The organism is Bacillus sp. EB106-08-02-XG196 (genome assembly GCF_013396335.1).
Classification (GTDB): domain Bacteria; phylum Bacillota; class Bacilli; order Bacillales; family Cytobacillaceae; genus Neobacillus.
The window spans coordinates 27662-49814 of the sequence record NZ_JABWSY010000020.1 but is presented as its reverse complement, the minus strand read 5'-3'; the positions used below and the strand labels follow the sequence as shown (position 1 = coordinate 49814).

The 22153-nt window shown below is 39.5% G+C and carries 19 protein-coding genes; 16 read left to right on the top strand and 3 right to left on the bottom strand.

Annotation, left to right across the window (positions count from 1 at the left end):
* The first annotated feature begins 131 nt into the window (after positions 1 to 131).
* The 8 genes from MLOOGBEN_RS25070 (at position 132) to MLOOGBEN_RS29630 (ending at position 11789) form a co-directional block, all read left to right on the top strand.
* Positions 132 to 1094 (top strand): SGNH/GDSL hydrolase family protein, encoded by a 963-nt coding sequence (locus MLOOGBEN_RS25070; protein ID WP_256989271.1) that lies wholly within the window; start codon positions 132 to 134, stop codon positions 1092 to 1094.
* A 140-nt stretch (positions 1095 to 1234) separates the two neighbouring features.
* Positions 1235 to 2440, top strand: a complete 1206-nt coding sequence (locus MLOOGBEN_RS25065) for a YecA family protein (protein WP_179161008.1) — start codon at positions 1235 to 1237, stop codon at positions 2438 to 2440.
* 436 nt (positions 2441 to 2876) lie between these two features.
* The gene (locus MLOOGBEN_RS25060; protein ID WP_179161007.1) at positions 2877 to 5279 is read left to right on the top strand and encodes a S8 family serine peptidase; all 2403 of its coding nucleotides are present in this window, start codon (positions 2877 to 2879) and stop codon (positions 5277 to 5279) included.
* A gap of 454 nt (positions 5280 to 5733) precedes the next feature.
* A complete protein-coding gene (locus tag MLOOGBEN_RS25055) occupies positions 5734 to 7005 on the top strand; it encodes an L-lactate MFS transporter (protein WP_179161006.1) in 1272 nt (423 codons plus the stop codon).
* Positions 7006 to 7101: 96 nt separating this feature from the next.
* The gene (locus MLOOGBEN_RS25050) at positions 7102 to 7464 is read left to right on the top strand and encodes a Na-translocating system protein MpsC family protein (protein ID WP_179161005.1); all 363 of its coding nucleotides are present in this window, start codon (positions 7102 to 7104) and stop codon (positions 7462 to 7464) included.
* Between the two features lie 153 nt (positions 7465 to 7617).
* Entirely contained in the window at positions 7618 to 9975 is a 2358-nt protein-coding gene (locus tag MLOOGBEN_RS25045; protein ID WP_179161004.1) for an FdhF/YdeP family oxidoreductase, read from the top strand.
* Between the two features lie 21 nt (positions 9976 to 9996).
* On the top strand, positions 9997 to 10815 hold the full coding sequence (gene fdhD, locus MLOOGBEN_RS25040) for a formate dehydrogenase accessory sulfurtransferase FdhD (RefSeq protein WP_179161003.1): 819 nt from the start codon (positions 9997 to 9999) through the stop codon (positions 10813 to 10815).
* A 230-nt stretch (positions 10816 to 11045) separates the two neighbouring features.
* Positions 11046 to 11789, top strand: coding sequence for a DUF4253 domain-containing protein (locus MLOOGBEN_RS29630; RefSeq protein WP_218781327.1), 744 nt, complete (start codon positions 11046 to 11048; stop codon positions 11787 to 11789).
* Positions 11790 to 11982: 193 nt separating this feature from the next.
* Here the strand turns inward: MLOOGBEN_RS29630 and MLOOGBEN_RS25030 are convergent, their stop codons facing one another.
* Positions 11983 to 12492: an HXXEE domain-containing protein gene (locus tag MLOOGBEN_RS25030; protein WP_256989270.1), complete on the bottom strand. Its 510-nt coding sequence runs from the start codon at positions 12490 to 12492 to the stop codon at positions 11983 to 11985.
* 207 nt (positions 12493 to 12699) lie between these two features.
* Here MLOOGBEN_RS25030 and MLOOGBEN_RS25025 point away from each other — a divergent pair, with 207 nt between their 5' ends.
* The 8 genes from MLOOGBEN_RS25025 to MLOOGBEN_RS24995 all read left to right on the top strand — a co-directional run bounded on the left by MLOOGBEN_RS25025 (position 12700) and on the right by MLOOGBEN_RS24995 (position 19878).
* Positions 12700 to 13311, top strand: a complete 612-nt coding sequence (locus MLOOGBEN_RS25025; RefSeq protein WP_179161001.1) for a nucleotidyltransferase family protein — start codon at positions 12700 to 12702, stop codon at positions 13309 to 13311.
* A gap of 120 nt (positions 13312 to 13431) precedes the next feature.
* A complete protein-coding gene (locus MLOOGBEN_RS25020; protein ID WP_256989269.1) occupies positions 13432 to 15627 on the top strand; it encodes a xanthine dehydrogenase family protein molybdopterin-binding subunit in 2196 nt (731 codons plus the stop codon).
* Positions 15624 to 16100 carry a (2Fe-2S)-binding protein gene (locus tag MLOOGBEN_RS25015; protein WP_179160999.1) on the top strand — a complete coding sequence of 159 codons (477 nt, stop codon included), beginning with the start codon at positions 15624 to 15626 and terminating at the stop codon, positions 16098 to 16100. The genes MLOOGBEN_RS25020 and MLOOGBEN_RS25015 overlap by 4 nt, the downstream gene beginning before the upstream one ends.
* A complete protein-coding gene (locus MLOOGBEN_RS25010) occupies positions 16085 to 16954 on the top strand; it encodes an FAD binding domain-containing protein (RefSeq protein WP_179160998.1) in 870 nt (289 codons plus the stop codon). The genes MLOOGBEN_RS25015 and MLOOGBEN_RS25010 overlap by 16 nt, the downstream gene beginning before the upstream one ends.
* Before the next feature lie 24 nt (positions 16955 to 16978).
* Complete coding sequence (locus MLOOGBEN_RS25005; RefSeq protein WP_179160997.1) at positions 16979 to 17773, top strand: XdhC family protein; 795 nt, start codon at positions 16979 to 16981, stop codon at positions 17771 to 17773.
* 169 nt (positions 17774 to 17942) lie between these two features.
* Entirely contained in the window at positions 17943 to 18086 is a 144-nt protein-coding gene (locus MLOOGBEN_RS29490; RefSeq protein WP_256989268.1) for a hypothetical protein, read from the top strand.
* A 9-nt stretch (positions 18087 to 18095) separates the two neighbouring features.
* Positions 18096 to 18923: an alpha/beta hydrolase gene (locus tag MLOOGBEN_RS25000; RefSeq protein ID WP_256989267.1), complete on the top strand. Its 828-nt coding sequence runs from the start codon at positions 18096 to 18098 to the stop codon at positions 18921 to 18923.
* A gap of 151 nt (positions 18924 to 19074) precedes the next feature.
* Positions 19075 to 19878 (top strand): metallophosphoesterase, encoded by an 804-nt coding sequence (locus MLOOGBEN_RS24995; protein WP_179160996.1) that lies wholly within the window; start codon positions 19075 to 19077, stop codon positions 19876 to 19878.
* Between the two features lie 239 nt (positions 19879 to 20117).
* On the opposite strand, the gene MLOOGBEN_RS24990 is transcribed toward MLOOGBEN_RS24995, so the two are convergent.
* Together MLOOGBEN_RS24990 and MLOOGBEN_RS24985 are read right to left on the bottom strand one after the other, a co-directional pair.
* Positions 20118 to 21005: a LysR family transcriptional regulator gene (locus tag MLOOGBEN_RS24990; RefSeq protein WP_179160995.1), complete on the bottom strand. Its 888-nt coding sequence runs from the start codon at positions 21003 to 21005 to the stop codon at positions 20118 to 20120.
* A 59-nt stretch (positions 21006 to 21064) separates the two neighbouring features.
* Positions 21065 to 22030 (bottom strand): formylglycine-generating enzyme family protein, encoded by a 966-nt coding sequence (locus tag MLOOGBEN_RS24985; protein ID WP_256989266.1) that lies wholly within the window; start codon positions 22028 to 22030, stop codon positions 21065 to 21067.
* Positions 22031 to 22153: the final 123 nt, after the last annotated feature.

The window sequence follows — 22153 nt, the reverse complement described above, 5'->3', positions numbered from 1 at the left end:
TCCCCCTTTGATTTCTAATATTTGTTGTCTTTCGGAATGTTGCCTCCCATGATAAAATGAATAACTATATATTACTAAGATGTTATTTACTTAGATTATGAATTTACAAAAGTAATAGGTGTGATGGAATTTTGCAGAGAAAAAAAACAACGACGATGATGATGATTATTGGCAGTTTGTTATTTGTGAGTTTTCTCCTATTTTTATTTCTGCCAGATCGTGAACAAACAGAGGTGGAAAGTGTAAAGGCGGTCGCTTCTGTTAATCAAGACCAAACAGAAAATACAGGAGAAACTGCCACTGAAAATGCTCCAGTAGTTGAAAAGGCACAGACAGAACCGGAAGACGCAAACGATAAACCGATAAAGGAAGATATTAAGGCGAAGGTCAGGGAAGTAGTGGAAATTGCATTAGATTTCTTTAAAAAGGATCAAAAGATTGTGGCAATCGGTGATTCTCTAACCGAGGGGGTAGGAGATGAAACGGAGAATGGCGGTTATGTCGGCATCCTTAGTCACACCTTTGAAGACAATAACCTAAATATCTCGGTTGAAAACTTCGGTAAAAAAGGAAAGAGGTCAGATCAATTACTAAAACGGATGGAAAATAAAGAGATTGCCTCTGCCATTAAGGAGGCTGACATGGTACTAATCACAATTGGTGCGAATGACATTATGAATGTACTAAAATCCAATTTCTTGAATGTGACGATGGAACCCTTCCAAGTGGAGAGGTTGAAATATATGGAGCGATTAAGAGCCATTTTTGATAAAATCAATAATCTGAATCCAGATGCCCAAATTTATCTAATTGGGTTTTATAATCCGTTTGAACGGCACTTTGGTGAAATAAAAGAACTTGGAATGATTATTGATAATTGGAATGATGCTGGAAAGTCACTTGCGGAGGAATATGAGAATGTAAGGTATATTCCAACAAAAGACCTTTTTAGTAATTCGAATATTGATTTATTGGCTGAAGATGAATTCCACCCAAACACAAATGGCTATAAACGAATGGCCAAGCGAGTTTTAGAATATTTGAAGGAATCCAATAAAGAAACCGAAATTGACAAAGTCGAAGTAGCATCATGATGCTGTGATGGATGCAGTAGGGACGGTTCTCTTGGTCTTTTTTGACCAAGAGAACAGTCCCTATGGACTTCTGGTTGTGGAGTAAAGGGTTTTGGTGTATTCTTCACTATATATAATAGGTATTAGAGTAGGTGTATAAAATGAGCGATAAAAAAGTGGAAGATGCTTTGGTAAAGGCATTCAATGGATTGAAAAATTTGCAAAGAGAACAAGAGGAAAAACAATACCAAAAACATTGGGGGCAAAGGAAGTTTCCTTTTACACTATTAGAAGGATTAGGTTCCTATACAAAAGCAGACCTAGACGATATTAGAAAAAAATTAGTCCTCAAAAACGCAAGTAGTTTGAAAAAGTCAGAGTTGATTGCTTTGTTGGTAGAAAGGATTCCTGAGAATATTGAGAACCTTTTCTCATTATGGGATATAGAACGTTTTAAAATCCTCACCAATATAGCCAGTAATGGCGGTCAAATCATTGTACCAAACCTAGAGGCGAATCAAATTGAGTATTTTCGTGATAGCGGGTTGGTTTACACGGGGACTTTTGAAGGGAATAAAATGATAGCTGTCCCTAATGAAATTATCGATCCAATCTTAGATTTACAAAACAATTTAAAAATAAGGGAAACTGTAGCTAGAAATACTGAGTGGATAAGGCTAACAAACGGTCTTTTATATTATTATGGAACATTGAGTGTAACAAAACTACTAGAAATGCTGGAAAGTTATACAAAAGCAAAGATAAACATCAGAGAATACCTCAATGTAATTTATGAAGCTAATACTTATCGTAAGGAAAACTATAGTAATGAGGATGGCTATTCTACTTTAAGAGTATTTGATTCGAAAAAAGTTATTAAGGAACAGCAAGCGAGAAAAACAGTACCTTACTTTCCTTTTTCAAAGCAACAACTCCTAATAGCTGGTGAACCAGGTTTTGTTGACAGGAATATAAGTTATACACAATTAGTGAACTTTCTTATACAAAACTTTAAAATAAATAAAGTGAAAGCAGATAGTATCGTAGAAGAATGTGTTTATGCCACGAGGATTGGCCATGGCCCTAATGATGTTCTAAATTATTTAAGTAAACAATTCGAAATTGATAGTTTAGATACCGTCAAAGCGTTAATGGATAAAGTTGTTCACCTGATGCATAACACGAGAGAATGGTTTCTTAAAGGATATACATCAACTGAATTAAGTGCACAGAGAAATAAGTATTTAAAACCTCTTCCAACCTCTAAAATCAACAATAGTGATAGCGAAAAGATTGTTAAAATAGGCAGAAATGAGCCATGCCCTTGTGGAAGTGGAGAAAAATATAAAAAATGCTGCGGTAGATAACAAGAAAAGTGCCAGCACTTTTTTCTGTAGGAAGGATGACGAAGGAAACTCCGCACAGCCGGTTCTTAAGGAAACTATATCTATTATATAATTATATTATGTTAACTTTAAAAGAAAGAATTAAAGGGCTATTTCTATGGCATATAATGGTCTAGCTGGAACACTTATTCATTCATCCGTTTGGTATTTTTGGTGGGATTAGGTTGTATTGGGAATTGAAAGTAGAAGGTTTATGTTTTTGAAGAAAGTGATTTTGTATACTACTTCCGTACTAGAACAAATAGGTATAATGACAACAAAAGATACCCCTTTTGCAGAATAGTTATCTTCCATTTTCTAATAGATAATAGAGAGAAAATAACACATACTTTAGGGGGGCTAATTTTGAAAAGCATTTTTACTATCATGCATACTTACTATTTCACCTATTTTTTCCATGGCATCTGTGTCCAATGCGACCACGCAGGCAGGTGCATATATGGATCCAGATGTAACGGAACTACTGCAAAAATCAGTGGATTCCATCGATGCGGTTGTTACCTTCAAAGGTGATGGAGCACCATCTGCGTCTCAGTTAGGAGTACTAGAAAAACTAGGAATCAAGCAGGGGCTGTCATTTCAAAGTTTACCAATCACAGGTATCGTAGCCACGCCCGAGCAAATTAGTGCTTTGGCTGCGAATCCAGAGGTTTTGTCCATCTATGATAACGAGAAGGTAACATACGAAAATGAAACGGGAACAGAGTTAACGGGTGTTGACCAATTGCGAAAAGATGACACTCTCCGTAAATTAAATGGCGGACTGCCGGTCTCAGGGAAAGGGATCGGGGTTGTGGTGAACGACAGTGGAATAGATGGCACACATCCTGATTTAGAATTTGGAAATCATGTAGTCCAAAATGTGATGGCATCCACAAATCTGCATGCATTAAGTGATTTGTTGCCGATTTCCTACGTGGAAGATGTTCCAAACACTGATACAACTGGCGGTCACGGGACCCATGTGGCCGGAATTGTGGGCGGAACTGGAGAAATGTCTAGTGGAAAATATGAAGGCGTAGCACCTGGTGCCGATATGATTGGATATGGTTCAGGCGCAGCTGTAGCCATTCTTGATACCATCGGCGGTTTTGATTATGCGCTAACACATCAAACGGAATACAACATCCGCGTGATTACGAATTCATGGGGAACTACGAGCGATGCCGGTACGGAATTCGATCCGTTTGACCCGATTAATATTGCCACCAAGAAGTTATATGACCGTGGTATCGTGACGGTGTTTTCTGCGGGAAATTCAGGGCCAGGTGAATCGACCATTTCTGGGAATTATAAAAAAGCCCCTTGGGTAATCACGGTTGCGGTAGGTACGAAACAAGCAAAACTCGCCGATTTCTCTTCGCGTGGAGTGAGCGGCAAAGGTGGAACCGTTGTGGTCGATGGTGAAACCTTTAAGTGGGAGGACCGCCCAACGGTAACTGCACCTGGCGAAGGAATTATTTCTACTAGAGTCGCAGCACCCGTTTCAAGTCTTGGAGCAACCGACGACCTAGAGAACATTGAGCCAGCGCATCTTCCTTATTACACGACAATGAGTGGCACCTCGATGGCTGCCCCGCATGTTGCGGGTATCGTTGCTCTGTTACTAGAAGCAAATCCTACTTTATCACCAACAGAGGTAAAAGAAATTTTACACCAAACAGCTTCTAATATGTCAGGCTATGAAGCATGGGAGGTTGGCGCTGGATATGTAAATGCTTATGCTGCTGTTGACGCTGCGTTTAACAACCGTGCATATGGCACGACGGTGAATGCAAATCGTACATTTAACGCCAATGTTAACCTAAATGTTAAAAGAACACCCTTTACTCTTAATTATAGCAACCTAAACCTTAATGGTAATGTTCAACCCTTCGATGTTGAACCTGGTGTATCTGAATTAACTGCCCGGATTAACGCAGCAGGATTGCTAGATCAGACCGGAAACACGATTAACCTAGTATTAATTGATCCAGATGGAAACGAATATAGCTCGGGAATCTATTTGCTCTTCCCGCTTTACACCGATCGTACGGTTCAAGTTACTTCACCAAAAGCTGGCCAATGGACAATGAAGCTTGAGGGCTTAGACGGAATTGCTCTTGATGAAGAAATCAAAGGTGAATTAACAACAAAGAAAGCCGGTAGCTTTACAGGTTTATCGGATATCGCCGGACACCCTGCCGAATCAGCTATCAAGATAGGTGTAAATGAGAGATTACTTGATAGTTATGCGGATGGAAGCTTCCGTCCAAATGACAACCTAACGCGTATCGATTTAGCAAAATATGTGGTTATGGGTGCAGGGGTTCGTCAATATTTACCGGTGACAGGCACCACTACTTTCCTAGATGTTAAAGGGGAGGACTTAGCCTTCGCTGAAGCAGTGGCAGCAAAAGGCGCGGCACTACGTGACCCGGGATACAATGGAAAAGGCGTCATAGCTGCTACAGCTACTGGAAAATTCTCTCCAAAACAAGCTCTAACACGTACTGATTTAGCCTATACCCTAGTACAAAACCTCGGCCTTCAAGCAGAGGCAGAAGCAAAAATGAACGAGTCATTAACTGTACAATACGGTGATTCAAGGATTGCCATTGCTGATAGTGCTTCAGTACCCCCACATCTTCGAGGCTATGTTCAGCTTGCATTGGACTTGAATATTCTGAATGCTTACTTCGAGGTTACACAAGGTCCTTATGATCTGCTGCCAACTGTAACAGCTAAATTCAAACCAGGAAATCATGTAACAAGAGGTGATTTTGCAGTAGCTATTTCCCGCTACTATGCACAGTATTAAAAGGATTCTGTAAAATTTGTAAATAAAGACGGCATCTCTATGGTGCCGTTTTTTATTGTGAACCGGAAGAGGTAAGGTGTGGAAGGACTATATATTGTAAAGGTTTGTTCTATAAGGGAATAAATGAAATAAATCTATTGTAATGTATTCGCTACCATGTTAATATAAAAAATAAATTGTGAACAAATTGTGAAATATAACATTTATTCTAAAATATGAGACTCTATTAATACGAAACAGCGAACCTGTTTATCGGTTAAGAGGGTTAATTCTCATATTATGGGTACATATTATAACAGTTGGTACTTAACAGCGTCCCTGTTTAAGGCAAACCGTTATAAGGATTCATGTTGGATTCTGATTTTTTGGAACCGATGTAATGAATCTTTATGACGGTTTTTTATTTTTTTCACGATTTGCTTAATGAAAATGTTTTCAATAGGGAGAGATCTAAATGAAAAAGAAAAAAAACCGGTGGCTCATTGCCTTATCAGCGGTCGGAATACACATATCAATTGGTTCCGTCTATGCTTGGAGTAATTTTACAGCCCCATTAAAAGATCTATTTGGCTGGTCTGATTCAGAAGTGGCACTAACATTTAGCATTGCGATTTTATTTTTAGGCTTGTCTGCTGCTTTCATGGGGCACTTTGTAGAGAAGCACGGTCCAAGAAAAGCCGGCTTACTTGCAGCTACATTCTTTGGTATAGGCATCATAGGTTCTGGTCTTGCTATTAATTTAGGTTCGAAATCGTTATTATACTTTTTCTACGGAGCATTGGGTGGCATTGGCTTAGGGGTAGGTTATATCGCTCCTGTATCAACGCTTGTTAAATGGTTTCCGGATAGACGAGGCTTAGCTACAGGACTTGCAATTATGGGTTTTGGTTTCGCAGCCGCGATCAGCAGCCCTGTTATGAACATTCTCATAGCTTCAGTGGGAGTGGCAAATACATTTTTCATCCTAGGAAGCTCATATTTTGTCATTATGACCCTATCTTCTCTTTATCTTGAGAAGCCAGAGGAAGGGTGGATGCCAGAAGGCTTCAAGGAAAAAATTCAAAGTGGTAAAGCAAAACCCACAATGGATTTATCGCAGCTTATGGCGAATGAAGCTGTTAAAACGAAACGGTTCTGGTATTTGTGGTTGATGTTATTCATTAACATTACTTGCGGTATCGCCATTTTAGCAGTTGCTAAACCGCTTGCGATGGAAAGTATCGGCATTGATATGGCCGCGGCTGCAGCTCTTGTTGGAGCGATTGGAATTTTTAACGGTCTCGGTAGAATTGGCTGGGCAAGTCTTTCAGATATTATTGGCAGACCAACTACCTATACGACTTTCTTTGTACTGCAGATGGTCATCTTCTTTATCCTTCCAGATGTATCGATTAAATGGTTGTTCATGGGCTTGTTAATTGTCGTTTACACCTGTTATGGCGGTGGATTTGCTTCAATACCGGCATTTATTGGTGACATTTTTGGTACAAAGCAGTTGGGAGCTATTCATGGATACATCTTAACCGCATGGGCAGCAGCAGGACTTGTCGGCCCATTATTTGCAGCATGGATTAAGGATACAACAGGAAGCTATTCAGGCAGCTTAACATTCTTTTCAGGATTATTTGTGGTCGCATTTATCATCTCCATACTGATTCGACTTGATATTAAGAAATTGAAGGACCAAAAAAGTGATCCTTCATTATTAAAAAATCAAGCAGTTTAGAAATTGGGCTCATAATATTGTATACTTATCCCATAAAAACAACATTGGCACAGTGAATATAAGAATCAAAAGTTAGTGAAATGAGATGAAATTATTGTGAATAAATATGAAGCAGAATTTAGTAATATTGTTCGCGCGTATCGAAAACGTCATATGGGAAAAGGCCCAAGTCAAGTAAGAACAACCTTTTGTAAGTGCTGGGCAATCTGTGAATTAGAAGGAAATTTATCACCGATTGAAAAATTTATTGCAACTGCAGATGATGGAAAACAAATGCTCCGTGCTGCTCGTACAGAAATGGTTAAAGAAATTTATAAGAAAAACCATCCTACTGAAATGGAGGAGCTGTTAGGTGCCAGCTTCCTTCATGTATTTGTCGATATTGATATTGAAGAGGATAGAGGGATGTCGATTTTCGTTTTTGATCAAGATATTGAAAAAAAGTTTGAAGAATTGTAACGAATACATCTACCCAACTACATCTTGTTGGCACTTGGCAGCGAACCTGTTAAAGACTAACCACCTCGGAGAATTCATCTATGTATTAGATGCGCTCCCTGGTGGTTTTTTTATTGGTTTGAGAACTGGGAACTCTAGAGGAGGAAAAATAAAATGGGAAAAACATTACATCCAGGACCACAAAAAAAAGCAAAAATGCCTGCGCCTGAACATTGGGTAAGTCCAATCCCGTTCGGACTAGGGAAAATTAAACCGAAGCATATTCGAGATACGATGAAAATCGCTTGGGATAATCGAGATAATATAGGCTATGCAACCAACATTATTACCAAAGGTGTTTGTGACGGCTGCGCTCTTGGTGTATCGGGTTTATATGATCAAACCTTGGATGGACCGCATGTTTGTACGACACGTATGAATGTACTTAGGCTCAATACAATGCCAGCAGTTAAGCCTGAAATTCTACATGCCGATGTTGATGAATTAAGAAAGTATGATAGCACGGAGCTTCGGAAGCTTGGTCGTATTCCTTATCCGGTGATCCGCAGAAAAGGAGAACGAAAATTCTCTAGGATTACTTGGGATGAGGCTATGGATTTAATAGCGGGGAAAATGAAAAAGTTGAATCCAAAGCAATATTCGTTTTACCTAACGGCTCGTGGAATTACCAATGAAAGCTATTATGCTGCTGCCAAAGTAGCCCGCTTTCTTGGGACTAACCACATTGATAATGCTTCTAGAATTTGTCACGCTCCAAGTAAAACAGCTTTAAAACGCTCGATTGGCGTAGGGGCTTCTACTTCAAATTATTTGGATTGGATCGGAACCGATGTTTTATTGTTTTGGGGGAGTGTCGCTTCAAACTCTTCACCTGTATCTTCTAAATACATGCTGGAAGCGAAGAAAAAAGGAACGAAAATCATCGTTGTCAACCCATACCGTGAGCCGGCAATGGATAAATATTGGATTCCGTCAAATCCTGAGTCTGCATTATTCGGAACGAAAATTGCCGATGATTTCTATCAACTCAATATCGGCGGAGATATTGCCTTTATGCATGGAATTATGAAGCATTGGTTTACGATGGAGGAAAAATCTTATGGTTCAGCAATTAACCATGAGTTTGTGAAAGATCATGTGAACGGATATGAAGAACTGAAGAGCAAAGTCCAGGAGCAAGGCTGGGAAGAAATTATTGAATCTTCTGGTGTATCAAAAGAACGGATTATTGAATTAGCGGAGCTGTTAGCAAACAGTAAAAATGCTGTCTATGCATGGGCGCTTGGTCTAACGATGCACTCATTTGCAACGGATAATATCTCGCAAGTCGCAAATCTTGCGCTTCTTCGCGGCCATTTAGGACGTAAATACGCTGGTCTAATGCCATTCCGTGGACACTCGAGTGTTCAGGGGAGCGGTGAAATGGGAGCAGATCCATTTGTGCTTCCTGGTGGCGGCTGGGATGCGAAGAATGTGGAAAGAATGGAGCAAATTTGGGGATTTGAGCTTCCAAAATGGCAGGGGGATATCGTTGGTGTAACCTTGGAAAACATCGTACTTCCAGAAGATCATGAACGGAAAGTGAAACTTTATTACTTATCTGGCGGAAACTTTTTAGAAACAATGCCAGACCCGGATTTCATTGAATACGCCTTATCAGAGCTTGAAGTTCGTGTGCATCAAGATATTATTCTAAATACCTCGACATTAGTCGATGCAAAAGAAGCTGTCATTGTATTGCCGGCGAAAACGCGTTATGAACAAGAGGATGGCGGAACGAGCACATCAACAGAGCGTATGGTTTATTTCTCACCTGAAATCACAGGAAACAAAAACAAGATTGAAGAAGCACGTGCTGAATGGAAGATCTATATTGACCTTGCCAAGCGGGTAAAACCAGAAACAGCCCACTTGGTTGATTTTGTAGATGGTTTTGAGATTCGAGAAGAGATCGCAAAAGCAAATCCTGATTACGAAGGCATCCAACACTTGAAAAAACAAGGGGACGTATTCCAATGGGGTGGAGCTTGGCTATGTGAAGATGGGATTTGTCCAACTCCAGATGGAAGGGGAACCCTAATTCCAGTGGAAATTCCAGATTTAAATAAAAAACCAGAACAGTTTATCGTCACCTCTCGTCGGGGTAAACAGTTTAATTCAATGGTATATAAAGAAGTTGACCCTTTAAACGGTGCGGGTCGCTATGACGTTCTAATGAGTCCGGCTGATGGGCGGAAATTAAGTATCGCTGAGGGCGAAGGCATTGTTGTATATAACGGTTTTGGTGTCTTCCAGGGTACGGCAAAGTTCGTTGATATTGCGCCCGGTAATATAGAAGTACACTTCCCAGAAGGAAACTTCTTGCTGCCTCGGGGTAGGTATGAGAAATTTGCAGGAATCCCAGATTACAACATTACTGTAAATGTTGAAAAAGCAGAGCGGTATAACGCTCGTAAAGATACTCAATATGTAGAAAAGCCAATTGCAGATCTTGAAACAGAGGTAAGTTAATGAGGAAAGAGGGCGGCATTATTGTTTAAGGAGATAACCACTTCTCAAAACATTGTCAGGTATAATGGACAAGGCTTTTTGGAAGAAGAGGATGAGATTGCTGTTGAAACAGCCTTAACGATTATTTTAGATGGTGACGAGTTTGCCACCATGGTTTGCACTCCTTCTGATCTGCACGAATTGGTAGTCGGGTTCCTAGCATCCGAGGGTGTTATACGCTTTTATCAAGACATTGAATCTCTCCACATTGATGAAGAAAAGGGATTCGCTTATGTTGAACTTGTGAATAAACACAGCATTCAAAAGGAGTTGCACTCAAAGCGTTTTATTGGCTCCTGCTGCGGAAAAGGTCGACAATTTTACTTCCATAATGACATGAAGACAGCAAAGACAGTGATGACGAAATTGACCATTACACCGGAACAATGCCGCGAGCTGATGAAGAGGATGCAGGAAAGCTCCTCCCATTTTCAGCAAACAGGCGGTGTGCATAATGCTGCATTATGTACAAGTGAGGGAATCGTTATTTCAAGAACCGATATCGGCCGTCATAATGCCCTAGATAAATTATTCGGTTATTGTATGATGAATCGTATTCCATTAAAGGATAAAATCATTGCTTTCAGTGGTCGAATTTCATCCGAGGTTTTACTAAAGGCTGCCAAGATCGGTGTCGGAATTATCCTGTCCAAATCGGCACCTACCAATCTAGCCTTAAATCTAGCTGAGGAACTGGGAATTACGGCCGTTGGTTTTATAAGAGGGAACGGATTCAATGTTTACACCCATCAAGAACGGATACAAGGAATTGAAAATGATCGTTCGTCTTCGGTGTTATAAGTAAATAGTCGTATTGCAAGGAATATCATCGAAGGAAAAAAAGTGCCAGGCAACATCCAAGAATTGGATATGCTGGCACTTTTTGTTGTTGCAGGGGCAGTTCGGTTCGCTAAAGTCCAATAGAACTGTCCAATTAACTCTTTGAAATTACATAGAGGAATTAAGCAAAGATTATTGAATTTATACAATGGTCACCTTAATCCAATAACAAAACCTAGGAGTTGAATATTGTGGGGATATTTGATAATTTCAAGCGAAAAAACGAACAGGAAGATATTATTGAAGAAATAATTGCCAGATTGGGCTGCGACTATTTGATTATTGAGGAGAACGATGTTCATGGAGTTATGGCAAAGTATCATCAAGCAATTATAGAGGGCAAGAAAGAAGGCTACACGCCACTTATTATTATTCCTTCCGAATTGATGGTAGAAATGTTTGATCTAAGTGCAGAAAACACGAATGACGATAGAGAGTCCATTATTGTGAAAGCGAAGGATATCAACGTAAAAGAGTTATTAAAGAGAATGCTTGAAGATGTCATGCCTATGGATGAGGAAGAAGAAGTCGATTTCACAGGTGAGTTTTCGATACAGGAACAGACAAATCAATTTCTCTCAATTCAAGAGGGTATGAATGAGAAAGTCATTCTCGCAAAGATTCCGACCTCCAAACCTTGGGAAGTTGCTGCATGGGTCCCAATGGGCGGGTTTAATGAATGCCCGTTGCCAGAGGAGCAAATAGCAATATTCAAATACTGGTATGAAAAATATGGTGCAGCTCCAGCATTAGTAACCCATGATGTATGGGAACTATATGTTGAGAATCCTCCTAATACACAGGAAGAGGTAGAATCACTTGCGTGGGAGCAATATGGATTTTGTAGTGATATTGTCTGGCAAGGGATTGGAACCGTTAATGGTCTAGCTGGAACACTTATTCATTCATCCGTTTGGTATTTTTGGTGGGATTAGGTTGTACGGGGAATTGAAAGTGGAAGGAGTATTTTTTTTATGGTACCCAGGTTGCCGGAATTGTTGGTGGAACTGGAGAAATGTAAAAAGATTCCTATGTAAGAAAAACAAAATCTTAATAGGTTAATACTTACTTGTAAATATAACTCGGTAAAAAAGGCATTGTCGACAATGCCTTTTTTACATGATTGGTTTAGCTGAATAACACAGTAAAAGTTAATTTAGATATAAAATGTGCAACCAATGCAAGAGGTGCTTGTAAAATAAAACCTACTATGAAATAACTTAGAAATCTCTTAAATGTTAATAACTTTTCAGTGATAAGTGACTTCATTGTCAAAAAGAAATAAGGAAAAATAATAAATACAGTGGTAACGATACCTGGTACATAGTCTTTAAAGAAAATCCATTGAAATAAGTGGCCGATCCCATTCGCTAATAATATACCTGGAACTAAAAATGCCAGATAAGTGGTTGGATGCATTCTAAAAAAACTTCTCCCTGCATACGCTTTGAAACAACCTATTGAAGCTAGAATCCATAACATAGTAAAAGCCAAGGCGAATTCTCCTGTTGTAACTTGAAATGGAATAATATTTGAATAGGTGTTGAGGAATTTTTCTACAGTAATGATTTCTTCTAGATCGTGAAGTAAGTAGAGAAACGGAAACAGTATTAGTAACTTTTTCAATTTAGAATTCAAGTTTTCATACCTCATTCTTAAAATATAATCCCTAATTGCCTTTTGCTGAATAAACTTCTAACCATATAATACCATAAAGTTTTCGAGCACTCCTAGATTAACAGAATCAGAGATATATAGAATAAAAAAGTGCAATTAATCTTAATGGTGAGAAGAGCTTTACAATCTGTAGTTTTTTATACGCTATGGTAATAAAGTAGATAGAGGGTGAAAAATATAGAAGCCATCGTCTTAGCTGCTGGATATTCCAGTCGAGCGAATGCATTTAAAATGACTTTGCCACTGGGGAGAATGACCGTGTTGGAGCAAACGATTTCCAAGTTTGAGGGATTATGCAGCAGAGTTATCGTCGTTGCTGGGTTTCAAGCTGAACTCATTCATGACGAAATGGTAAAAATCAGTAGTAAAAATGCTTATTCATTTCAGATAAAGGTTGTTTACAATGAAAACTTTGAGCAGGGAATGTTTACTTCTATTCAAAAGGGGTGCCAAGAAGTAAATGCCTCAACTTTCTTCATAACACCCGGAGATTGTCCGCTTGTAAAAAAAGAGACACTTCTGCTACTAACTGAACAAAAAGGGAACGTGGTGATTCCAAGTTTTCATTATAAAGGTGGTCACCCTATCAAATTAACAAAACAAGTAAAACAAAAAATTCTTGAAACCAATCCAGAAAGTAATTTGCGTGCAGTTCTCAATGGTTTCGAAAAAGAATACTTAAATGTAGTAGACCCGGGAGTAATCATGGACGTTGATACACAGGAAGATTACCAAAAAGCCATTGATTACAAACTCCATTGGAGCTCCAGAACTCCATAGGGACGGTTCACTTGGTCCAAGTAAGACAACAAGTAGACCAATAGAACCGTCCCCACGGTCTTTTTATATGAAATTAATCATAAAACCTCATGTTTATTTATAAAATCGTAGGAAGAGGTTTTGTTTAAAAATGAGTCGAAGGGTGTTGTTGGAATGAATCTTAAAGACATAAGCACCTCAGTGCCCAGAAAGGACCATAAAGGTAAGGTTTCTGGTCAATTACCCTACATTAGTGATGTGAAAGTGGAAAATATGGTGTATGGTGTTTTGTATCGCTCACCCATTGCTTATGGAAAAATCAAATCCATTCAATTACCAGATCTTCCGGAAGGCTATGAAGCGGTTGGGGCGGAGCATATCCCCGGACCGAATTATGTCAAAATTATCAAAGAAGATCAGCCTATTTTTGCTAATGAGTGGGTCAATTATATTGGCGAGCCGATTCTTATGCTCGTGGGAAAAGATCTAGATATCCTATATCGTTTGCTAGATGAAGTGAAGATTGAATTTGAAAAACATCAGGCTATATATACATTGGAGGAAGCCATCAAGCAAAAATCAGCACCAGGGGTTAATATGGCAAGCTATGAATTTGGGGAAAGCTTGGACACCATTACAGCTATTGAACTAAAAGCACATCAAATCATCGAAGAAGAATATGATACGGGTTATCAAGAACATGTCTATCTTGAGCCTCAAGGAATGCTCGCCATTTATAAGGATGATGAAATCGTTGTCCAGGGGTCGATGCAATGTCTTTATTATATAAAAAATGCATTGGTAAATGCTTTAGCCTGTGGCGACGATGACGTCAGAGTGGTTCAAAGCCCTACCGGCGGAGGGTTTGGCGGCAAAGAAGAATTTCCTTCGATGATGGCATGCCATGTAGCTGTAGCAGCAAAAGCAGTGAAAAAATCAGTGATGCTCGTGTTCGATCGTTCAGAGGATATGGTGGTAACGACGAAAAGGCATCCGGCCAAGCTTAAATATCGAACGGCCATAGATAAGGAAGGAAACATTCTGAGCATGTGTGTGGAGATTTTTTTAGATGGCGGAGCGAATGTGGGTTTGAGCTCAGTCGTACTGCAGCGCGCCTTACTAAATAGTGCCGGTGTATATAAAATTCCTCATTTTCATGCATTAGGCTATGTCTTAAAAACAAATACGGTTCCGAATGGTGCGTTTAGAGGCTTTGGAGCTCCTCAAAGCTTCGCTGGAATCGAAAGCCATATCGGTCATCTTAGTAAATTAGCAAACAACGACCCACTCGAATATAAACGAAAATACCTCGTCAAACAAGGAGATCTCACCATCACCAAAGGAAATTTCCGCGACCCCATCTTAATGGAAGACATGATTAAAGACTTACTTAATACCTCAAATTACAAAAAGAAAAAGCGGGAATATCAGCAGTTCAATCAACAAAATCCGCGCTATAAAAAAGGCATTGGTACATCATTGTTCCTCCACGGCTGTGGATTTACAGGCAGCGGAGAAAGAGATCATATTAAAGCAAAAGTAAAGCTGGTTAAATCAAAAGACGACCAGGTGTCACTTAAAATATCAAATTCTGATATGGGACAAGGCATTTTAACGACGCTAAGTAAAATTGTCGCCAAAGAACTAGATCTACCATACGAAGAAGTTTTATACCCTTATCCCGATACAAAGGAGGTTCCTGACTCTGGTCCGACTGTTGCCTCAAGAACGACAATGATTGTCGGGAAATTACTTGAACGTGCTGCGAAAAAATTGAAGACTCAGTGGCAGACTGGGGTGGAACAGGAAGTAACGGAGGACTACGTTCATCGTGAAATGATTCCTTGGAACGAGTTGACCTTTACAGGAGATGCCTACCCGGCATACTCATGGGGGGTGAATATCGTTGAAGTAGAAGTGGATACCTTAACAGGAAATATAAAGTTTGAAAAAGTATACGCCAATTATGAAGTGGGCAAGGTCATTGATGACCGGGTGATGAAGGGCCAAATTGACGGTGGTTTAGCACAAGGATTGGCGTACGGATATTTAGAGAAGATGACTTCAAAAGAAGGAAGAATCCAACAAAAAAGCATAACGGATTATGGACCCCCAACCTCAATGGATGTTGTTTCAATACAAAGCAAAGTTTTTAATAATCCCTATGCGGATGGGCCATACGGGGCGAAGGGCGCTGGTGAATTAACATTAATCGGCGGAGCTCCAGCAGTCCAAGCGGCGATTGAGGATGCATTGCAAACTCCTTTTCAGCAAATACCGATTACACCGGAAGTCATAATAGAAAGTCTTTATGTGAGAGAAGGTGAAGATGGTTGATTAAATTTACCCTGAATGGAAGAACGGTAGAAACAGATGCCCCTGCGACAGTGAGATTGCTAGATTTTATAAGAGAGGATCAACTGTTAATTGGAACAAAGGAAGGATGCGGAGAAGGAGAATGCGGCGCCTGCAGCGTGTTTGTAAATAACCTCCTGCAAAACAGCTGTCTGATTCCAATTGGCTCCATTGAGGGAGCCGATATTGTAACAATAGAAGGAATCATGGAAAGTGATCAATTTAAGATTTTAGATGAAAGCTATAGCAATGCTGGAGGAGTACAATGCGGCTACTGTATTCCTGGGATGGTCATGGCAAGTGCAGCTTTATTATCTCAAATCCCACATCCTTCAGAGGAAGAAATTCGGGAAGGGATATCCGGAAATCTATGCCGATGTACGGGCTACAACATGATTGTGGATGCGATAAACCTCGCATCGAAAAAAGGGGACGGCTTATGGCAGAAAAAATAAGTGCGTATCGGTTCGATCGGTTAGACCAAACCTTAAGCCAATTGAATAAAGAAAACTGTGCGATCATTGCCGGAGGCACAGATGTCATGGTCATGTACAAAAGTCGAAGAGGAGTACCCCCTAAAATCCCGAAACCGATTGTTTTTATTGATCATCTTTCTGAATTAAAGCAGGTGTATCAAAAGCAGAAGGATCTTCACATCGGGGCCTGCTGTACCTATAGTGAATTACTTGAAAACCCGCTCATTCCTTTCGTCTTAAAGAAGGCAATCAAAACCATCGCGGCACCGGCGATTCGAAACAGAGGGACTCTGGGAGGAAATATTTGCAACGCCTCCCCGGCGGGTGACACATTGCCATTATTATATGTTTACAACGCAAAACTATTGCTCCGGTCTATAAAGGGTGATCGCATCGTTCCCATTAGCGACTTTATTCAAGGTGTGCGAAGAATTCAACGTGAGTCCAATGAAATTCTAGCTGAAATTATATTGCCCTCCGTACTAGAAGAAGGAGCTCATGTTGTTTTTGAAAAAGTCGGCAACCGCAACGCAGACGCTATTGCCAAAGTAGGGTTTGCAGGATATATCCGGTTAAATGGTGCTGTGATTGATGATGTTCGCTTTGCTTTCGGGGCGGTCGGTCCTACAATGGTTCGTTCCATAGATATTGAGAAGATGCTATTAGGAAAGACCATACCATTAGCAGATTCAGACATCGCTCAGGTCGTAGCAGCCTTCGATAAAATCATTAAACCCATTGACGATCAGCGCTCGACTGCTATATACAGAAAGACCGTCGCCTTAAATCTCCTGCGTTATTTTCTTAGCATGAAACAATTACAACATAATTAATGTTAAAAAAGGGGGGAGCTATATATGCTATTAATAGAAAAAATCGCCTTGCTGAATCGTCAAAACGAAACCTTTGCTCTAGCCATGATTATTGAATCAAAGGGCTCAACTCCCAGGCATGTTGGAAAAATGATTGTCTACCGTAATGGTTCGATTGAAGGGACTGTCGGCGGTGGTTTAGCTGAACACTATATCATCGAAGAAAGTGTAAATGCAATCCAACTTGGTAAATCGAAAATTGTTGAATACAAACTAAATAAACATGCTAAAGATGGAATCCAAATGAATTGCGGCGGTACATTAAGGGTGTTCATTGAAGTTTATACTAGCAGGCCAGAACTTGTCCTAGCTGGAGCCGGTCATTTAGCACATGCGTTATCAAAGCTTGCCGATTCCCTTGAATATCCTTATTGCATTGTCGATGATCGCCCAGGTTATGCAACCAAGGAACGCTTTCCTAATGCGACCAACATATTTGTGAACGAGGATATTGGAGAGGCTATGCTCGCCGCAAATCTAAATGAAAAATCATATGTGATTATTGTGACCAAAGATCGCGACGATATTGTCTTAAAAACAGCATTACAATTTCCGATTGCTTATGTGGGGATGGTTGCCAGCAAGCGCAAAACGATAACCATTTTTGAAAAACTAAAAAGTGAAGGTGTCACAGAAGAACAGCTTGAGCAGGTACATTCTCCAATTGGTTTAGAGATAGGTGCGGAAACTACTGAAGAAATTGCCATTAGTATTATCGGAGAAATCATTAAATTAACCAAGGAAACCAAGCCAACAAAAGTGAAACAATTAACGAGGTAAGAATAATTATAGAGTGCCTGTCATAACAGTGACAGGCACCTTTATGAATGAATATTGTAAAAACGAACATAAATAAATGAACGATTTTGCTAGTTTAGACGTACTATCTTTAATGAATAAAATTAATAAGATAAGTAAGTTAAATAAATGATAAAAGGCGATGAATAGGATGAGTAAAGAGTTGGAACTGACGATACCAGGGCAATTTCCATTAGCCGCTACATTAACCATCCCAGAAGGCAGCATTGAAAAATATCCAATAGTGGTAATGGTACACGGAAGTGGTCCAACCGATCGGGATTCCAATGCATAAGGAATGCCGATGAATATTTTTAAGGAATTAAGTGAAGTCGTTGCTACAGAAGGGTTTGCGAGTATACGATATGATAAACGAGGAGTCGGAGCGAGTAAAGGGGACTTTTATGAAGCGGGAGTGCACGATTTAATTGATGACGCACAGGCTGTATTAGAGTTTGCAAAAAATCATCCAAGCATAGACGAAGAGAATGTAATTTTACTAGGACATAGTGAAGGTAGTATTTTAACGCCATTTGTGAATGAAAAGGTTCCGGTCGATGGGATCATTCTCCTAGCAGGTACAGCAGAACCTCTAGCCGATACCATGACATGGCAGCGTGAGGCAATCATCAATGATGTTAGATCTGTAAAAGGGTTTCAAGGCTGGTTACTTCGATTATTAAAAGTAGATAAAAAAATTACAAAAATGAATGATGATTTAATAAAGGCGCTGCTTGCATCGGATGAGCCGGTTATTAAGTATAAAGGGAAAAAGATTAACGCGAAATGGAATCGAGAGCATATACACTTTGATGTTTCACAACCATTACAAAAGATTACTTGTCCTGTCCTTGCGATTACAGGTACAAAGGATGTTAACGTAAAGGTCAGCGACCTAGAAAAGATTAAAGCACTGGTTCAAGGTGAATGTGAAACACATATGATTCAAGATATGACTCATTTGCTTCGTAAAACAGATATTGAATACAGCATAAGCAAAATCATGAATCATAATAAAAAATCGCTGAAACAACCCCTTGACGCTGAACTAAAAGATAAAATTAGTAATTGGTTAAGAAATTGGAAGAGCAGACAGGTTAAAATCGATAAATCTGAAATGCTGGTAAAATGAATCTTCAGATCTAGTTTAGAGGCGGAACTCGACACTGTCTACTGGTGATGCTACAGCAACCCGTTGAGAACAAAATAGAATAACAAAACTGAGTATTTCCCTGTTAAACTGAAAGTGTGAGAGATTAATTACATATAAGGGGTGAATCCGGATGAAAATAGCTGTTTTATCTGACATTCATGAAGGGTTGAATCGGAAAAATACGAAAACAGATATCTTAGATATAATCAAAAGATGGATAGAAACCCATTCACCTGATGTATTTATCATAGCTGGTGATATGACAGCCAAGCCGGAAAAGGCTCTTACCCATTTGAACCGCTTACAAAATGAATGCCCTCAAACCAGACTTTTGTTCGTCCATGGAAATCATGATATTTATGGTGAAAACTCAACAAGTGCCTATGAAACATTGTTGCAGTTCCCCGGTAATTTGGGGAATGGTCCAGTACAACTGACGGATGAATGGGTAATGATTGGCGATGGAGGCTGGTACGATTATAGTTTTGGGATGCCTGAATATACGAGTGAACAGTTTTCGATTGGAATCTTCAAAGACTTTACTTGGCCTGATAAGCAGTTTGCAAATTGGCAAGGAACAGATACAGAAGAGACAAACCGTTATGTAAGGAAGCTGGAGCACTGGCTGCGGGAAAATAGCGGGAAAAAGATTATTATGGTTACACATACGGTTCCCTTCGAACAATTTGTCCAGTGCAAAAATGATCCTGAATGGGATTTTTTCAATGCGATGATGGGAAGCAATCTGTTCGGGGAATTGGCTGTGAAATATGGTGTTCAAAAATACATATTCGGTCATATCCACACCCGGCACCATGAAACCTATAAAGAGATTGAAATGATATGCAACCCACTGGGATACTTTCCAGATGAATGGAATAATCAGTCCCCTGAAAATGAAATCTTTTCCGCAATTAAAATAGTTGAACTTTAAGCATAAAATGGATTGCTGTTATTGGGAAAACTCAAATAAATAAACATATAAAAAACACCCCTGTATCGTATAGGATCATAAACGACGATGGTGGTGTTTTTATTTGGAGGAAAACTTGGGTATAAGTTGGAATAACCCATTCCTATTTTGACTTTTTGAGATTTGAATGTAAACAACTCCGCACGATTGTAATTTAAATACAGCTGTTTGCCTCTTTCTACTATTATGAATGAAGGTGTTCAATAATAACTACGAATAAAATTGATGAAATACTTCAAACCCGATTTCCTAAACCGATTCGTTTTTTGTACCATCCATAAATCTCTTGATATATTAAAATCAGAAACCTTCAATTCATGTAAAATACCGTATTTTAACTCCATTGCAACGGTTAACCTGGGAAGAATACTAACACCTAAATCTGCCGCCACAGCACTTTTAATAGATTGATAACTTCCTAGCTCCATCTCACTATTGATTTTTTCAAGAACCCCATATTCTTGCAATGCATTCTCTACAATTTGGCGTGTTCCTGAATCAGCTTCTCTCCAAATCATTTTTTCTTCCGACAAATCATCAATATCGATTTTACCCTTCTTCTTCCAGTGGTGATGAGGTGATATAACTAAAATCAACTCATCATCAGTAAATTTTTCTGTAATAAACTCATCATTCTCTACAGCACCTTCAACGAATGCTATATCAATATCATAGTTTTCCAACTTTGATAGAATATTCGGTGTGTTACCGATGGATAGACTAAACTTTAATTCAGGGTAGTTTTTGCTAAAGTTTCCAAGCAAACCAGGTAACAAGTATTCCCCGATGGTTGAGCTTGCCCCCACATTAAGCACGGTTTCTTGGATTGCCGTGATCTCTTGAATGGCCTCAAAAGATCTTTTGGAGTATTGAACTATTTCTTTAGCATAAGGGTAGAGAACTTCACCAGCCTCTGAAAGGAGTAACTTACCAGCAGTTCTCTCAAATAATTTAGCTCCATATAGTTCCTCTAATTGACGGATCTGCCTAGTAACAGCAGGCTGTGATACGAAGCTTAAGCGCGCAGCCTTACTAATGCTTCCTTCGTCGACCACAAGACAGAACATTCTTAAGCTTTCTAAATTCATCTAATTTATCCCGCCTTATTTAATATATGGAAAAACTATTATATGTTTTTTTATATTTGCTACACATCTGCAACACAACGAAAACCAAGGTGGCCTGATGTACTATCAGGTGTATTAGAGGTGCGGGCAGCAACGCGGTAACGGTTACAATAAGACTTATGGCACAAATACGACCCACCACGCATAACTTTCGTTTCTCCTGTTACAGGTCCTTGAGGATTTGTCCGTCCTCCTCTGTTATGAATGCTTCGACTAAACCAATCTGAGCACCATTCCCACACGTTTCCGGCAACATTATAAAGACCATAACCGTTAGGAGGAAAAGACTTAGCAGGAGCAGTACCTTCATAACCATCATCTTTCGTATTTTCATGTGGAAATTTTCCCTGCCAAATATTGCAGTAATGTCTACCATTTGGAGTAAGTTCATCTCCCCATGGATACATTTTCTTCTCAAGACCGCCACGAGCCGCAAATTCCCACTCAGCCTCTGTAGGCAATCGTTTTCCAGCCCACCTGCAAAAGGCAGTTGCATCATTCCAGGATATATGGACAACAGGGTGATTCATACGATGTTCAATCGTTGAATCGGGTCCTTCTGGTTGGTACCAATAGGCACCATGAACACCATACCACCAAGGCGTATTCACTACTTGTTGAGCTTGAACTGAAGGATTTTGTGAAACGAAACCATAAAATACAAACGACCAGCCAAACTGTTCTGCCTCTGTCGTATAATTTGTTGCTTTGACAAATTCGTTAAATTCAGCATTTGTTACAGCATATGTGTCTATTAAAAATGGCTTCACTTTTACCTTTCTTATTGGTCCTTCGCCATCTGCGGGGAAGCCTTCTTTTGAATCTGTACCCATAAAAAATTCCCCGCCAGGGATATACACCATTTTATCCTGAAATAAGGTTTTGTTGGGTTCACTGTCATGAATAGGATGTGTTTGTATTTCGGTTTTATTGGTGGAGGTATCTCTTTTTATAGAACAGCAGGACATATTCACTTCGTTTGTCATATTTTCACTCCTTATTTTTCTAAATAAATACTCTTAATTTTGCTTAAGGGATAGTAGTTACAATTAGGAACACTCAAATAGTTTTAATAGAGTTTATCATATTTAGATACTTAGATATAGAGT

Excerpts from the sequence above, each read along its gene's own strand:
- MLOOGBEN_RS25065 (WP_179161008.1), top strand. The coding sequence starts at position 1,235 with ATGAGCGATAAAAAAGTGGAAGATGCTTTGGTAAAGGCATTCAATGGA.
- MLOOGBEN_RS25060 (WP_179161007.1), top strand. The coding sequence starts at position 2,877 with ATGGCATCTGTGTCCAATGCGACCACGCAGGCAGGTGCATATATGGAT.
- MLOOGBEN_RS25055 (WP_179161006.1), top strand. The coding sequence starts at position 5,734 with ATGAAAAAGAAAAAAAACCGGTGGCTCATTGCCTTATCAGCGGTCGGA.
- MLOOGBEN_RS25045 (WP_179161004.1), top strand. The coding sequence starts at position 7,618 with ATGGGAAAAACATTACATCCAGGACCACAAAAAAAAGCAAAAATGCCT.
- MLOOGBEN_RS25010 (WP_179160998.1), top strand. The coding sequence starts at position 16,085 with ATGGCAGAAAAAATAAGTGCGTATCGGTTCGATCGGTTAGACCAAACC.
- MLOOGBEN_RS25005 (WP_179160997.1), top strand. The coding sequence starts at position 16,979 with ATGCTATTAATAGAAAAAATCGCCTTGCTGAATCGTCAAAACGAAACC.
- MLOOGBEN_RS29490 (WP_256989268.1), top strand. The coding sequence starts at position 17,943 with ATGAGTAAAGAGTTGGAACTGACGATACCAGGGCAATTTCCATTAGCC.
- MLOOGBEN_RS25000 (WP_256989267.1), top strand. The coding sequence starts at position 18,096 with ATGAATATTTTTAAGGAATTAAGTGAAGTCGTTGCTACAGAAGGGTTT.
- MLOOGBEN_RS24995 (WP_179160996.1), top strand. The coding sequence starts at position 19,075 with ATGAAAATAGCTGTTTTATCTGACATTCATGAAGGGTTGAATCGGAAA.
- MLOOGBEN_RS24990 (WP_179160995.1), bottom strand. The coding sequence starts at position 21,005 with ATGAATTTAGAAAGCTTAAGAATGTTCTGTCTTGTGGTCGACGAAGGA.
- MLOOGBEN_RS24985 (WP_256989266.1), bottom strand. The coding sequence starts at position 22,030 with ATGACAAACGAAGTGAATATGTCCTGCTGTTCTATAAAAAGAGATACC.